This window comes from Vreelandella sp. EE27 (genome assembly GCF_968206495.1).
On sequence record NZ_OZ309109.1, the window covers coordinates 2,849,883 to 2,864,870 of the forward strand.

Annotated in this window: 13 protein-coding genes; 4 read left to right on the plus strand and 9 right to left on the minus strand. The window is 60.5% G+C overall.

Translation table 11 applies throughout. The annotated features are described in order from the left end of the window. Positions 1-57: 57 nt before the first annotated feature. The 4 genes from ACWHVV_RS13355 to ACWHVV_RS13370 all read right to left on the minus strand — a co-directional run bounded on the left by ACWHVV_RS13355 (position 58) and on the right by ACWHVV_RS13370 (position 3,444). On the minus strand, positions 58-447 hold the full coding sequence (locus ACWHVV_RS13355; RefSeq protein WP_447926677.1) for a DUF4168 domain-containing protein: 390 nt from the start codon (positions 445-447) through the stop codon (positions 58-60). A 206-nt stretch (positions 448-653) separates the two neighbouring features. Continuing rightward, a complete protein-coding gene (mtgA, locus tag ACWHVV_RS13360) occupies positions 654-1,370 on the minus strand; it encodes a monofunctional biosynthetic peptidoglycan transglycosylase (RefSeq protein WP_447926678.1) in 717 nt (238 codons plus the stop codon). A 10-nt stretch (positions 1,371-1,380) separates the two neighbouring features. Further along, a complete protein-coding gene (gene fghA, locus ACWHVV_RS13365) occupies positions 1,381-2,235 on the minus strand; it encodes an S-formylglutathione hydrolase (protein WP_447926679.1) in 855 nt (284 codons plus the stop codon). Between the two features lie 99 nt (positions 2,236-2,334). Then, positions 2,335-3,444, minus strand: coding sequence for an S-(hydroxymethyl)glutathione dehydrogenase/class III alcohol dehydrogenase (locus ACWHVV_RS13370; RefSeq protein WP_447926680.1), 1,110 nt, complete (start codon positions 3,442-3,444; stop codon positions 2,335-2,337). Positions 3,445-3,577: 133 nt separating this feature from the next. On the opposite strand from ACWHVV_RS13370, the gene ACWHVV_RS13375 reads away from it, so the two are divergent. The 3 genes from ACWHVV_RS13375 to ACWHVV_RS13385 all read left to right on the plus strand — a co-directional run bounded on the left by ACWHVV_RS13375 (position 3,578) and on the right by ACWHVV_RS13385 (position 7,009). Beyond that, the gene (locus ACWHVV_RS13375; RefSeq protein WP_447926681.1) at positions 3,578-4,477 is read left to right on the plus strand and encodes a LysR family transcriptional regulator; all 900 of its coding nucleotides are present in this window, start codon (positions 3,578-3,580) and stop codon (positions 4,475-4,477) included. A gap of 139 nt (positions 4,478-4,616) precedes the next feature. Beyond that, a complete protein-coding gene (locus ACWHVV_RS13380) occupies positions 4,617-5,276 on the plus strand; it encodes a hypothetical protein (RefSeq protein WP_447926682.1) in 660 nt (219 codons plus the stop codon). 161 nt (positions 5,277-5,437) lie between these two features. Next, positions 5,438-7,009, plus strand: a complete 1,572-nt coding sequence (locus ACWHVV_RS13385; protein WP_447926683.1) for an AbgT family transporter — start codon at positions 5,438-5,440, stop codon at positions 7,007-7,009. A gap of 162 nt (positions 7,010-7,171) precedes the next feature. Here ACWHVV_RS13385 and rpoD read toward each other — a convergent pair whose 3' ends face one another. From rpoD to ACWHVV_RS13405, 4 genes are all read right to left on the minus strand, one after another. Continuing rightward, on the minus strand, positions 7,172-9,028 hold the full coding sequence (gene rpoD, locus ACWHVV_RS13390; protein ID WP_447529548.1) for an RNA polymerase sigma factor RpoD: 1,857 nt from the start codon (positions 9,026-9,028) through the stop codon (positions 7,172-7,174). Positions 9,029-9,312: 284 nt separating this feature from the next. Further along, complete coding sequence (dnaG, locus tag ACWHVV_RS13395; RefSeq protein WP_447926684.1) at positions 9,313-11,148, minus strand: DNA primase; 1,836 nt, start codon at positions 11,146-11,148, stop codon at positions 9,313-9,315. Positions 11,149-11,339: 191 nt separating this feature from the next. Beyond that, a complete protein-coding gene (rpsU, locus tag ACWHVV_RS13400) occupies positions 11,340-11,555 on the minus strand; it encodes a 30S ribosomal protein S21 (RefSeq protein ID WP_007113641.1) in 216 nt (71 codons plus the stop codon). A gap of 178 nt (positions 11,556-11,733) precedes the next feature. After that, positions 11,734-13,161, minus strand: a complete 1,428-nt coding sequence (locus tag ACWHVV_RS13405) for an amidohydrolase family protein (RefSeq protein ID WP_447926685.1) — start codon at positions 13,159-13,161, stop codon at positions 11,734-11,736. 151 nt (positions 13,162-13,312) lie between these two features. Between ACWHVV_RS13405 and tsaD the strand changes: the two genes are divergently transcribed. Then, entirely contained in the window at positions 13,313-14,359 is a 1,047-nt protein-coding gene (gene tsaD / locus ACWHVV_RS13410; RefSeq protein ID WP_447926686.1) for a tRNA (adenosine(37)-N6)-threonylcarbamoyltransferase complex transferase subunit TsaD, read from the plus strand. On the opposite strand, the gene plsY is transcribed toward tsaD, so the two are convergent. After that, positions 14,356-14,940, minus strand: a complete 585-nt coding sequence (gene plsY, locus ACWHVV_RS13415; RefSeq protein WP_447926687.1) for a glycerol-3-phosphate 1-O-acyltransferase PlsY — start codon at positions 14,938-14,940, stop codon at positions 14,356-14,358. The two genes, tsaD and plsY, sit on opposite strands and share 4 nt — an antisense overlap. Positions 14,941-14,988: the final 48 nt, after the last annotated feature.

Sequence of the window (14,988 nt, forward strand, 5' to 3'; positions counted from 1 at the left end):
GCGAGCGTTAGAGCAGTGTTGATTGCTATACGCCCGCCATGCCAGGCACTTACTCAGTTACGACTGGTTAGCCATTTCCTGAACGCGCTGCATCATTTCCGGATCCTGCTGAATGGATTGGCCGATCGCGTTGAAGGTATCGACATCCAAACCGCTGTCCTCGACGACTTCGAGCATACGGTCATTGGCTTCGGCGCGTACTTCCTGCTGTGCGGACTCGTCTTCTGCTTCCTGCAGACGCTGTGTGTACTCTTGAGAGATCACGGCGATTTCTTGAGAAGCATCGGCGAACTGCTGTAGCTGCTGATCAGAGAAGTCCTGAGCCGGCGCTTGCTGGGTGGCCATCGGGTCTTGCGCCGGGTCTTGCGCTTGCTGGGCGTTGGCAGTACCTGCCATCAGGCCGGTTGCAAGCAGTGCAGCTGAAAACAAAGCAGTCAAACGTTGCATGATAAGAAACCTCTTTGCGCATTATGTATGTGGTGATTCAGACGCGACATGCTTCCACAGGTTCAACTTTTAGTGAAATTATACGCAACAAAGTGTTAATAAATGTAACGAAGCGGCTTGCAGGTCGTGGTGCTTTAGCGTTTTAAGAGGTGACAGCGCAAAGCGTTCCGGCGACGGGCGCCGCCGATGAAGCCTTTAGAGAAGGTTTAGAGCCGCTCGAGGTAGCCCACGCCGCCCAGGTTGCGCATTTGCTGGCGGATCCACTGGCTGCGCCGCTCGACCTGGCCGTCCGGAAGCGAAGCGCTGCGGTTACGGGGGTCGGGCAGGATCGCGGCCAGCAAGCTGGCCTGACGTTCGGTCATGGCACCGCCCGAGGCGCCGAAGTAGTGATCCGCCGCGGCCTCCAGGCCAAATACGCCGGTGTCCCACTCGGCCACGTTCAGGTACACCTCGAGGATGCGCGTTTTACTCCAGAAGGTTTCGATCAATAGCGTAAACCAGGCCTCGAGCCCTTTACGCAGCCAGCTGCGCCCGCTCCATAGAAAGACATTCTTGGCGGTTTGCTGGCTCAAGGTGCTGGCGCCGCGCAGGCGGGATCCTTCCTGGCGGGCCTGCCAGGCACGGCGTAGTTCGACCAAATCGAAGCCGCGGTGCTGGGGGAAACGCTGATCTTCCGCCGCGATCACGGCGAGCTTGGCGTTGCTCGATAGATCCTCGAAGCTTCGCCACTGGCGGGTAATGGTGATCGGCTCGCGGTTGATAATGCTCTGCACCTTGCGCTCGGCCATGATCATCGACCCTGGCGGCGGCACCACACTAAAGAGCAGCACCAGCGCTACGGATAGCAGCACGAAGGCGAGTGCGCCACGCCATACAACGCGCCATAGAAGACGCAAATAGCGGCGAAGCGCACGATTGAGCATTACGACATCCTTAGGGTTTCATGAGGTGCTGCGCATGATAACGCAGATGCTCCTCGATGAACGAGGCGATAAAGAAGTAGCTGTGATCGTACCCTGGCTGGCGGCGCAGCGTTAGCGGATGGTCGTGCTCTTCACACACGGCCTCTAAACGCTCCGGCTTGAGCTGCTCTTCCAAAAACTGGTCCGCGTCGCCCTGGTCGATGAACAAACGCTGACGCGAGGCGCCGTTGGCGACCAGCTCGCAGGCATCGTATTGGCGCCAGCGGGACTCATCCTCGCCCAGGTAGGCGCTAAAGGCCTTCTGGCCCCAGGGGCAGTTCATCGGATTCACGACCGGGGAGAAAGCGGATACCGAACTAAACCGGCCAGGATGGCGCAGCGCCAGAATGAGCGCACCGTGTCCGCCCATGGAGTGCCCGCTGATCGACTCCCGCCCGTTCACCGGGAAGTGCTGGCGCACCACGGAGGGCAGCTCTTCGACCACGTAGTCGTACATGCGGTAGTGGCTCTTCCAGGGGGCCTGGGTGGCGTTGACGTAGAAGCCCGCCCCGGAGCCCAGATCGAAACTTTCGTGCTCGCCGGGCAGGTCGGTGTCCCGCGGGCTGGTATCCGGGCATACGATGGCGATGCCAAGCTCGGCGGCCACGCGGTGAGCGCCGGCTTTTTGCATGAAGTTTTCGTCGTTGCAGGTAAGGCCGGAAAGCCACCAGACCAGCGGCACGCGCTCGTTTTCAGCCTGGGGCGGCAGGTAAACGGCAAAGACCATGTTGCAGTCCAGCGCCCGCGAGTAGTGGCGGTAGCGCTTGTGCCAGCCGCCGAAGCTGCGGTTGGCGGAGACGAGCTCCAGAGTTTCGCTCATGCTCATGAGTAAGCTCCTAAAGATGAAAACGCGGCGGGATAGCCCACCGCGTTTGGTCACGCTTGTGACGATAGCGTTAAATGCATACGGCCGTCTGACGACACGTTAGAAGTGCAAAACGGTGCGAATGCTTTCGCCCTTGTGAAGCAGGTCGAACGCTTCGTTGATCTTCTCGAACGGCATGTCGTGGGTGATGAAATCGTCGATATTGATCTCGCCGTTCATGTAGCTTTCCACGTAGCCCGGAAGCTCACTGCGGCCTTTGACGCCACCGAACGCGGAGCCTTTCCAGACTCGGCCGGTCACCAGTTGGAAAGGCCGCGTGGAGATCTCTTCGCCAGCGCCGGCCACGCCGATGATGATCGACTCACCCCAGCCCTTGTGGCAGCACTCGAGCGCCGAGCGCATGACGTTGACGTTGCCGATACACTCGAAGGAGTAGTCTACGCCGCCGTCGGTCATATCCACGATGACCTGCTGGATCGGGTCCGAGTACTTCTTCGGGTTGACGAAGTCGGTGGCGCCGAACTGCTTGGCCAGTTCGAACTTGTCTTCGTTGACGTCGATGGCGATGATACGGCCCGCCTTGGCCATTACCGCGCCCTGAATCGCCGCCAGGCCGATCGCGCCCAAACCGAAGATCGCCACGGTGTCGCCGGGCTGAACCTTAGCGGTATTGAGCACCGCGCCGATACCGGTGGTCACGCCGCACCCCAACAGGCAAATCTTGTCCATGGGCGCTTCTTTGGAGACCACGGCCAGCGATACTTCCGGTACGACGGTGTACTCACTGAAGGTAGACGTGCCCATATAGTGATGCAGCTTCTGGCCATCCAGCGAGAACCGCGAGGTACCGTCGGGCATGACACCCTTCCCTTGAGTCGCGCGTACGCTGCTGCAAAGGTTGGTCTTGCCGGAAAGGCAGAACTTACACTTGCCGCACTCGGCGGTATAAAGCGGAATGACGTGATCGCCGGGTTTCAGGCTGGTTACGCCCTCGCCTACTTCCTGGACGATACCCGCGCCTTCGTGGCCCAGTACCGCAGGGAAGTTACCCTCCGGATCCTTACCCGACAGCGTATAGGCATCGGTATGACAAACGCTGGTGGCTTCCATCTTGACCAGCACTTCACCGGCCTTGGGGCCTTCTACATCGATCTCGACTAGCTCGAGCGGCTTACCCGCTTCAAGCGCTACAGCAGCGCGTGATTTCATACCATATCTCCTGGGACAAAGAGCAAAGACCTTACTCGATGCGGGTAAGTGTAGTCAGCTAGGCGCCAGGGATAAATAGGGATATACTCACAATATTATTGCTGGACAGCAACAATGGGCTTCGAGGAGTTTCATGCAGCACTGGGATCGTATCGAAGCGTTTGTCGAAGTCGTACGGCTAGGGACGTTTTCTGCCGCCGCGCGCCATCTGAAAGTATCCACTTCGCACACCAGCCGGCTGGTCAGCCAACTGGAAAACCAGCTCGGCGTGCAGCTTCTCTATCGCACCACGCGCCAAATCCGCCTTACCGATGCCGGCTCGCTTTATGTCGAGCACTGCCGCCATCTGTTCGATGGCCTGCGCGATGCCGAGCAGGCCATTAGCGAGCTTCAGGCTAAACCCAAAGGCCTTTTAAAGCTGACCTGCGCGACCACCTTCGGCGAGCGCTTCGTGGCACCGCTGGTCAACGAGTTTCAGTGCCAGCACCCGGAGCTCGAAGTGCACATGCACTTCACCAATCGCGAAGTCGAGCTGATCGACGAAGGTTTCGATATCGCGATCCGCATGGGCGTATTGAAGGATTCCTCGCTGATCGCCAAGCGTCTTTGTGAGCGCCGCGAATATATCGTCGGCGCATCCAGCTACTTTCGCCAGGCGCCCCGCCCCCATACGCTTTCGGAACTCAGCCAGCACCCCTGCCTTTTGGGCTCGCGGCCCTACTGGCTTTTCGAGGTCAACGGCCAGCGCCGCGAGGTTCGCCTGGAGGGTCGCTGGAGCGGCAACTCCGGGCCTGCGCTACTGGACGCCGCCTTGAAAGGGCTCGGCCTTGCCCAGCTTCCCGACTACTACGTGGCGCCTTACCTTGAAAGTGGCGAGCTAATCGCGGTACTGGAGCCGTTTCAACACCACGATACTGCCGTCTGGGCGGTCTACCCCCGCCACCGCCATCTTTCGCCCAAAATTCGTCAGTTGGTCGACTATCTCGCGGCGCATATCGAAAAAAAGCTACCCCCACGCGCGGCGCCAGGTTAAAAAGTGACAACCGGGTGACAAAAGCGCCCATGGAGCGCCTTGACGGCATTATCAGCGTGCGAGCACGAAGAAGTGACGATATAATGAACATTCATCAATGAATGTTTATAGCCGACGCTATGTCTTGTAAGGAAGCTCAATGTCACTCCCCCCACCCAACTGGCCCATCAATTTTAAAACGACTCTCATGCGTGCAACGCTTTATGTTTTGTTCATCGGTGCAATCGCCCAGGGCGCCTACCTGGAAGCGCTCTATATGCCCGTGCTTCGCTTTAGCGAAAACGGCTTTACCGAGCTGACCCAAACCGCGGTGCTGGCGACCTGCTGCCTCATGCTGATTTATGTGCGCCAGGTGTTAAAAGTATGGCCCACGGTCACGCTACTGCTGTTTGCCTTTATTGCCTCGTCGCTGGTCCGCGAGCAGGACTATTTTCTGGACGAGTACATCGCCCGCAATACCTGGAAAATCCTGGTCGCGCTGATCGTGATTCCTTCGATTGCCTGGGTGGTGATCAAGCGCCAACAGTTTTTGGACGAGTTCCGCTACTACAGCAACACCTTCGCTTTCGGCCTTTTCGCCGGCGGAGTGTTGACGACTTACGTCTTTTCGCGCCTGTACGGGCGGAGCATTTTCTGGGAAGCAGTGCTTGGCGAAGGCTACGAGCGCACCTTCAAGGACGCTGCGGAAGAGGTCGTCGAGCTTCTCGGCTATAGCCTGATCCTGTTTGCCACCCTCGAGCTTCTGCTGATGGCGCGGCGGATCTACCTTGCCCGCCAGGCGGCCAAACCCCTGCCCTGATACGCCCTGCCGCCCGCTTTTTAATGCCGCCCTCGAGGCGGCGTTTCATTTTTTATATACCGCTATGCGTAAAGCCATTTGCGAAGGTTTTGGCATGACCGTAGTGTTTTCGTTTAACACTTTTTAAACCTTCCCAATAATCAACCGGATACATTCCTCTCATGGAAAACCCCAACAGCGCCGAAAAGGCATCCAAGCGCAGCGCGTTCACGCGCTTTCTGGATAGCGTCGAGTGGCTGGGCAACCTGCTGCCCCACCCGGTGACGCTATTCGCCATTTTGTGTGTTCTCGTGGTCGTGGCCAGCGGCATTGCCGGCGCTCTAGACGTCTCGGTGGCCGACCCGCGCCCCGCCAACGAAGGCGAATGGATTACGGTCAATTCGCTCTTGAACGCCGACGGGCTTCGCCGCCTGATTACCGAAGTGGTCACCAACTTCACCGGGTTCGCGCCGCTTGGCACCGTGCTGGTCGCCATGCTCGGCGTGGGCGTGGCGGAGCACTCGGGGCTTTTATCCGCCTCCATGCGCGCGCTGGTGCTCAACCGCTCGCCGCGTTTGGTCACCTACGCCGTCGTGTTTGCCGGCATACTATCCAACATGGCCGCCGAACTCGGCTACGTGGTGCTGATTCCGCTGGCCGCGATGATCTTTCACTCCCTGGGTCGTCACCCCCTGGCGGGGCTCGCCGCGGCGTTCTGCGGGGTGTCCGGCGGTTATAGCGCGAACCTTCTGATCGGCACCGTCGACCCGCTGCTCTCCGGCATTACCCAGGAAGCGGCGCGGCTTCTCGACCCGGCCTATATCGTGGGTGCCGAGGCCAACTGGTTCTTCATGTTCGTAAGCACCTTTTTCGTGACCATCATCGGGGGGCTGGTGACCGAGTACATCGTCGAGCCCAAACTTGGCAAGTTCGACCAGGCCTATGCCGAAAGCGATATCGACGACCAGCAAATGGCAGGGCTGGAAGCGGGCGAAAAGCGCGCGCTCAAGGGGACCGGCCTGGCCCTACTCGCCATCGTCGCCGTGCTCCTCGCACTGGTGGTACCGGAAAGCGGTGTGCTGCGTAATCAGGAAACCGGCGCGATTGGTGGCTCGCCCTTTTTGAGCGGTATCGTGGTGATCGTAGCGGTATCGTTTACCCTGCTCGGCTTTGTCTACGGGCGTATGGCGGGCACCATGCACACCGACCGCGACGTAGTGAACGCCATGGCCAAGAGCATGAGCAGCCTCGGGCTCTATATCGTGCTGGTGTTTTTCGCCGCGCAGTTCGTCGCCCTCTTCAACTGGAGCAACTTCGGTACGGTGACGGCGGTCGCCGGCGCAAGCCTTCTGGACTCACTAGGCCTGAGCGGTCCGGGGCTTTTCGCACTGTTCATCTTGATGTGCGCTTTCGTCAACCTGTCGCTGGGTAGCGCTTCGGCCCAGTGGGCGGTGACCGCGCCGATCTTCGTGCCCATGCTGATGCTGATGGGCTACGCCCCGGAAGTCATCCAGGCCGCCTACCGGATCGGCGATTCCACCACCAACCTTATCACGCCAATGATGAGCTACTTCGGCCTGATTTTGGCCGTCGCCTCGCGTTATCGTAAGGACATGGGAATCGGCACCCTGGTCGCGCTGATGCTGCCCTATACCCTGTTCATGCTGGTGGGCTGGAGCATTTTGTTCTTCATCTGGGTGTTCGTATTTGGACTACCGGTCGGCCCGGGGGCGGCCACCTACTACACGCTATAAAAAGCCCACTGCACGAAAAAGCCCGCCGTTCAAAGAACGGCGGGCTTTTGCTTTCCACGACTTACTACTTACTACTTACTACTCACTATTTACCACTTACTACTCACCACTCACTACTTACCAATCACTACTTACCAATCACTACTTACCACTCACGCTTCACTACTCATCGAGAAACGAGCGTAGCGGCTCCGAGCGGCTGGGGTGGCGCAGCTTGCGAAGCGCTTTGGCTTCGATCTGGCGGATACGCTCGCGGGTCACGTCGAACTGCTTGCCCACTTCCTCGAGGGTGTGGTCGGTGTTCATATCGATACCGAAACGCATGCGCAGCACCTTGGCTTCCCGGGCGGTCAAGCCACCGAGCACGTTGCGCGTCGCTTCGATCAAGCCTTCGCCGGTGGCCAGGTCGATCGGCAGTAACATGGTGCCGTCTTCGATGAAGTCGCCCAGGTGCGAGTCGTCGTCGTCACCGATGGGCGTCTCCATGGAGATCGGCTCCTTGGCGATCTTCAGGACCTTGCGTACCTTGTCTTCCGGCATCTCGAGGCGCTCGCCAAGCTCTTCCGGCGTGGGCTCGCGGCCCATTTCCTGAAGCATCTGACGCGATACGCGGTTGAGCTTGTTGATCGTTTCGATCATGTGCACCGGAATACGGATGGTGCGCGCCTGGTCGGCGATCGAACGGGTAATCGCCTGACGAATCCACCAGGTGGCGTAGGTCGAGAACTTGTAACCGCGGCGGTATTCGAACTTGTCGACCGCTTTCATCAAACCGATGTTGCCTTCCTGAATGAGATCCAGGAACTGAAGGCCACGGTTGGTGTACTTCTTGGCGATCGAGATCACCAGACGCAGGTTGGCCTCGACCATCTCTTTCTTGGCCCGGCGCGCCTTGGCCTCACCGATCGAGAGCTTGCGGTTGACCTCTTTGAGATCGGAGACGATCAGCTGGACCATGTCCTCTTCAAAGGCGATCTTGCGCTGGCAGCGGGCGATATCGGCGCGCAGCGGCTCCAAACGATCGGCGTACTTCGGCTGCTCTTCCTGGAATTTATCCAGCCAGCCCTTGTTCGATTCAAAACCGGGGAAGGACTTGATGAACAGCTTGCGCGGTACCTTGGCCTTTTTCACGCAAAGCTGCATGATGGCCTTTTCCTGGGCCCGCACCTGCTCGACGCTGATACGCACCTGGCCCACCAGACGTTCGAAGTGCTTGGGCACGAGCTTGATCGGCGAGAACAGCTCGGCCAGACGCGCCTGCTCGGCCTTGAGCTCGGCACTGCCGCGGCCATGCTTTTTGAACGCGGTGTCCACAGCGGCGTTTTGCTCACGGATCTGCTCGAAGCGCGCACGCGCTTCTTCCGGGTCCGGGCCGCCTTCGCTGGCGGTGCTATCGTCGTCCTCGTCCTCACCGTCGCCGTCGATCTCGGCGTCATCGCCAGGTTCAGGGTCGACTTCGGGCTCGACCACTTCGGCTTCGGCAACGCCTGGAATACCTTCGTCCGGGTCGATGAAGCCGGAAAAGAGATCCGACAGTCGCCCTGGCGCTTCCTCGTCCTGGGTCGCGTCGTAGGCGTCGAGGATGGAGGTCACCGCGCCCGGCAAATAGGCAAGTGACGACATCACTTCCCGCGTGCCCTCTTCGATCCGTTTGGCGATTTCGATTTCGCCTTCGCGGGTCAGAAGCTCGACCGTACCCATCTCGCGCATGTACATGCGCACCGGGTCGGTCGTGCGACCTACGTCGCTTTCCACGGCGGCAAGGGCCGCAACGGCCTCTTCCGCAGCGGACTCGTCCGTGGAGTGATCCGACATCATCAAAGTGTCTTCATCCGGCGCTTCTTCAACGACATTGATACCCATGTCGTTGATCATGCCAATGATGTCTTCCACTTGATCCGGGTCGGCGATATCCTCGGGTAGATGGTCGTTGACCTCGGCATAGGTCAGGTAACCCTGTTCCTTGCCGCGCGCGATCAACTCCTTCAGACGCGACTGCTGCTGCGCATTTCCAGCCATAGAAACCCTATCTCGACGAAGAAGAATGAAACACCTGGGGCGCTGAATCGATTAAACTCAACAAGCCGAACATTATAGCGTAATTTGCTGGTTTTTTCCCAGCGAAACGTATTTGCGCGGTGAATCAGGTGTGTTAGTTTGTTCGGTTAGACCATTTTATGGCCCGTAATACTCCCTATATGGCGCCTGGCGGCGGAAATTCAACCCGCACACTGCGCTCTTTTCAAACGCCCTACCCTGCTCTTCGCTTCGAGCGCTTCTCGATTTCATTTCCTGTTGTGACGCTACTGCTTGCGTGTCAGTTCGACCACCAGGGTGGCCAAACGTTGCCGCTGGGTTTTATCAAGTTTCTGCCCCGAACGCTCGAGCGCCAGCAGCGCGTGGTACTCCTCTTCCGGCGAGCGCTTGCGCTGATGGGCGCTTAGGTGTTCGACCAGCCCTAAAAGCTCGGTTTCGCGCGTAGCCGCCGGAATCAAAAGCTCCCGCCGGGCAAGCTCGGCCAGCACCTGGCCCTCTTCGCTGCCTTGAAAATGCGCCAGCACCACCTGGGGGCTTTTATAGCGCCCGGCGCGCAAAAGCGTGACCAGCTCGCGACAAAGCGGCGTATGGCTGTCGTCTTCCGGCAGCCAGTCGAGCTCGCCCGGTAGTGCTTCGACCAACCGCGGCTCGAAAAGCAGCAATTGATTGATACGCTCGACGCTCGAGAGCACCTTGCCAAGCGCCGATCGGGGCCTGGCCGCTTTCCGGGGGGCGGCGGGGGAAGGCGCGGACTGCGCCGGCTCGTCGACATCGACCTCGGCGGCAGGCGCCGGGGCGCGTTTTTCGAGCATGGCCTGAAGCTGCTCTTTGGCAAGTCCGCTTCGCTTGGCAAGCGCCTCGAACAGCAGCGACTGGAGCATGCCCTCCGGCACCTTACCAATCGCCTGCAGCACCTGGCTTGCGAAGCGTTCGCGCCCCTCGACCGTATTCAAATCGCGCCCCTGGCCGGCCTGCTCGAACAGAAACTCGGACAGCGGCATCGCGCAGGTGACCCGGTCCTGAAAAGCTTTTTCGCCTTCGCGGCGTACCAGTGAATCCGGGTCTTCGCCTTCGGGCAGAAACAAAAAGCGCGCTTCGCGCCCGTCGATCATCTGCGGCAGCGCCGTTTCCAGCGCCCGGCTGGCGGCCTGACGCCCGGCGCGGTCGCCGTCGAAGCAGAACACCACGCGGTTGACCAAGCGAAAAAGGCGATGCAGGTGATCTTCGGTGGTCGCGGTGCCAAGGGTTGCCACGGCGTTGTGAATGCCGTACTGCGCCAGCGCCACCACGTCCATGTAGCCTTCGACCATGATCAGCTGTTCGAGCTTATTGACCGCCCGGCGGGCCTCATAAAGCCCGTAAAGCTCGCGGCCTTTATGAAACACCGGCGTTTCCGGCGAGTTCAGATACTTCGGCTGGCCGTCCCCCATGATGCGCCCGCCAAAGCCCAGCGTGCGCCCGCGCAGGTCGCGGATGGGGAACATCACCCGGTCGCGGAAACGGTCATAGGTGCGCCCGGTATCTTCGCGGTGAATCAAAAGCCCGTATTCGACCTGGACCTCTTCGCTCACGCCCTTGGCGCCGAGGTGCTGCTTGAGCGCCTCCCAGCCGTCCGGGGCGAAACCGATACCGTAGGTACTGATCACCTCGTCGGACAAATCCCGCTTTTTGAGATACGCCCTGGCGGCCTGGCCTTCCTGCATTTTGAGCCGCTCGCGGTAAAAGCTACCGGCAAGCTCCAGAAGGTTCACGCCCTCTTTGCGCTTTTGCTCGCGCTTGCGCTCCCGGGGGTCGTCACCGCCTTCGCGCGGAACCTCGAGCCCCTGGCGTGCGGCCAGCTGTTCGACGGCTTCGGGGAAAGGGAGCTTGTCGTACTCCATTAAAAAGCGCAGCGCGTTGCCGTTGGCGCCGCAGCCAAAGCAGTGGTAGAACTGCTTGTCGGCGCTCACCGTAAATGAAGGGGTCTTTTCCTGATGGAAGGGGCAAAGGCCTGAGTAATTACGCCCGGCCTTTTTAAGCTGCACGCGCTCACCCACCACCTCGACGACGTCGACGCGGTCCAATAGATCGTCAATGAATCGCTGGGGGATCTGTCCGGCCATGGGTGAACGTTTCCTGCGCGGGGCAAGACAAAATAATGTAACCCAAACGGCGTGCTTGGGTTACGCCACTCTCTCTTGTAAACATCGATTTTTTGGGACGCCCTTAAAAACAAACGGCCACCTTACGGCGGCCGCTTGGCATCCCTCTTGAAATATCCACTAAAACCAACGCGGATATTTCTGGGTACGGATCAATAGAGCCGTTCGAAACGCTTTTGCTCACGCTGAATCTTCTTGGCGTGACGTTTTACGGCCGCGGCCGCTTTGCGCTTGCGCTCAGCAGTCGGCTTCTCGTAATGCTCACGACGGCGTACTTCGGAAAGAACACCGGCTTTTTCGCAAGAACGCTTGAAGCGACGCAGGGCGACGTCAAACGGCTCGTTATCACGTACTTTTACAGAAGGCATTAAGCACTCACCACCTTAAGGAGACTTAGTTCGGATAGTGCGTACACCGCTTTATACAACATCTGTAGATACAGTGTACGACCCTTTTTACAGCGCCGAGTAGTCTAGTCGCCACAAGGCAATTTTGCAACCGGCCGCTTTTGGGCCGCCTTCGCCAAACGCCGTGGGCGGCCAGGGTTCAAAGCTGCTCGCGCAGGTGTGAAAGCGAGGCGCCAATGCGCGAGGCGAGCTGCTCTTCGTCCAGGTCCAGAAGCTCGCCGCCGCGTTTGGCGATGCGCCCGCCCACGGCGACCAGCGACACGTTGGCCGGGGTGGCGGCGAATACGATAAAGGCAAAAGGCTCGGTGGGCAGCATGCCAAGGCTTACGCTTTTAGTATCGAGCATGATCAGATCCGCCTGCTTGCCCGGGGTGAGCGTACCGATCTCCTCGCCCATACCGATGGACTCGGCGCCCTGGCGGGTGGCAAGCGAAACCAGCCGCTCGCAGTCGACGCCTTCCTGCTCGCCGCTGGCGCCAATCTCGGTAAGTGCGGCGTGCTTCATCACCGCGAACATATCGCCGCAACCGGCCAGGGCGTTGCCGTCGATACCCAGCCCCAAACGCTCGACGTCTTTGAAGTGGGAAAGACGGGTGAGCCCGTAGCCGACCCGATGCTCGGTGACCGGCGTCAGCGAAAGGCTCGCCCCGGCCTCGGCCAGGGCTGCCAGGTGCTCTTCGCGCGCGTCGGTGGCGTGCACCACCTGAAGCCTGGGTACCAAAAACTCGCCATCGATCAGGTGCTGGAACATCTCGTGGTGGCCTTCGCCGCTTACGTGCACGGCAATCGGCAGGTCAAGTTCCCGCGCGGTGTCGAACTCCCGGCGCTTCATGGTCAGCGCGTCCTGGTTGCCCAGATTATCCGGCAGCCGCCAGGCCAGGCCCAGGGAAAGGCGCCCCTGCTCGCCGTAACGCTCCCAGTTGTCGTGAAGCTCGTTCAGGCGCTCCAGATCGATCTGGCTGCCGTTGGTTTTGCTTTCGTTGCCGAAAAGCAGCCGCACGCGAAGCGGCGAGGCGGACAGCGCCTCAAGTGCCGCCTGGCTATGCTCGGGGCTACGGTTATTGTCGAAAAAGTCATTACTGGTCGTGATCCCGGCGCTAACGTTCTCCATCGCCCCCAGATATTCGCCGACCCAGATATCCGAGGCGCGAAAATGCTCGGCCAGGTGGTTGGTCAGCGGGAAGAACAGGTTGTCCTCGCGCTGACCGAACATACCGCGCATTTGGGTTTGCCACAGGTGGTTGTGAGTATCGACGAGCCCCGGCATGACGATGAAGCCTTCGCCGTTGATGATTTCGCTATCGCCGGTATCGAGATTTTCACCCACCGCTTCGATCTTGCCATCGACGACCCAGACGTCGGCTTTTTCCAGCGGCGCGCGGCCCGGCTCCATGGTCAGCACGGTGGCGCCTTTGATACACCAGCGCTGGGGTGAGGCTTCGGATGCGTCTTCACCGCTCTCGTTTGAGGAGTCGCTTGCGTAGGCGGCGGGGATCAAGCTCGCCCCCGCGACGGCGGACACTGTGCCCAAAAGCCTACGCCGGGTAATACTGAACGGGTCCCGCATTACGATCTCCTCGAAGTGGATAAACGGATCTTCACTAAAGCTAGTCGAGCTTTTCCTGGCGTCAACCGCCGGTGAACGACGAAAGCGCATAACGGCTCGCCGGGTAAGCGTGATAAAATCGCTGCCATCAAGTGATTTACAGAGACCCCCTATGCGTGTGCTTGGCATTGAGACCTCCTGCGACGAAACCGGCGTAGCGATATTTGATACACAAAAGCCCGAGGGCGAAGGGCTTTTGGCCGATGCGCTCTACAGCCAGGTGGCCATGCACGCCGAGTACGGCGGCGTCGTGCCCGAGCTCGCCTCTAGAGATCATACCCGCAAGCTGTTACCGCTGATCGACCAGGTCTTGCACCAGGCAGGTCTTGGCAAACAGGACCTGGACGGTATCGCCTACACCGCCGGGCCGGGGCTCGTCGGCGCGCTGATGGTGGGTGCCAGCACCGCCCACGGCATGGCCCGGGCGCTGGATATTCCGGTGCTGGGCGTGCATCACATGGAGGGCCATCTGCTCGCGCCGATGCTCGAGGAGCACGCCCCGGCGTTTCCCTTCGCCGCACTTTTGGTCTCTGGTGGGCATACCCAGCTGGTCGAAGTGGCCGGGCTTGGCCGCTACCGGCTGCTGGGCGAGTCCGTGGACGACGCCGCGGGTGAAGCCTTCGACAAGGCCGCCAAGATGCTGGGCCTTGCCTACCCCGGCGGCCCGCTAGTCGCCCAACTCGCCGAGCGCGGCGACCCCAAGCGTTTTCGCTTTCCGCGGCCGATGACCGACCGCCCCGGGCTCGACTTCAGCTTTTCCGGGCTCAAGACCCACACCCTGACGACGCTGAAAAAACTCGATGCCGAGGGGGCGCTCGACGAACAAGCCCGCGCCGACGTTGCCCGGGCGTTCGAGGAGGCGGTCGTCGATACCATGGTGATCAAGTGCCGTCGGGCGCTGGACGAAACCGGCCTCAAGCGGCTGGTGATGGCCGGCGGGGTCAGCGCCAACGCGCGCCTGCGCGAGCGCCTGGCCGTGGAGACCCGAAAGCGCGGCGCCGACACCTTCTACCCCCGTGCGCGGTTTTGCACCGACAACGGGGCGATGATCGCTTATGTGGGCGCAATGCGCCTGAACGCCGGCGAGCATGACCAGGTCGGCATCATGCAAGCCACGCCGCGCTGGCCACTGGAGAAGCTCACCCCGCCCGCGCGTTAGCGGCGCCCGCCAAGGTCGGGCTCCTCGCCCCGGCGCAAGCGGCGAATATTGAACGCGTGGCGTAAGAACACCACCAGCGTAAAGGTGCCCACTACATAGACGTAGGCCGGGGAAAACCAAAGCGCCAGCAGCAAAGCGAGCAGCGCGCTTATAAGCGAGGCCGCCGCCGCGGTGCGCAGCCGCCAGGCCAGCAGTGCCCAGCATGCCGCACTTGATAGCGCCACCCAGGGCACCAGCACCAGCAGCGCCCCAAAGGCGCAGGCCACTGCCTTGCCGCCGCGAAAGCCGTGCCACAGCGGGTAGCTGTGGCCCAGCAGCACCGCCAGGCCCACCCCGCCCTGAACCCACACCGGCAGCCCCTGGCCTTTGGCCAGGGCAAGCACGGGCATCGCTTTGGCGGCATCGAGGACAAGCGTCGCGCCCGCCAGGCGGGGCCCGTAAAGGCGCAGCACGTTGGAAACACCGGGATTGCAGGAACCGCACTTCCGCGGGTCCGCCACCCGGGCCAGGCGGCACACGAAAAGCGCGGCGAGCCAGCTACCGCAAAGGTAACCCAACACCACGCAGAGAAGCGCTACCACCCGGCAACAACCCGCTGTTTTGTATCGTTGACCGGCTTGCTCACGTAC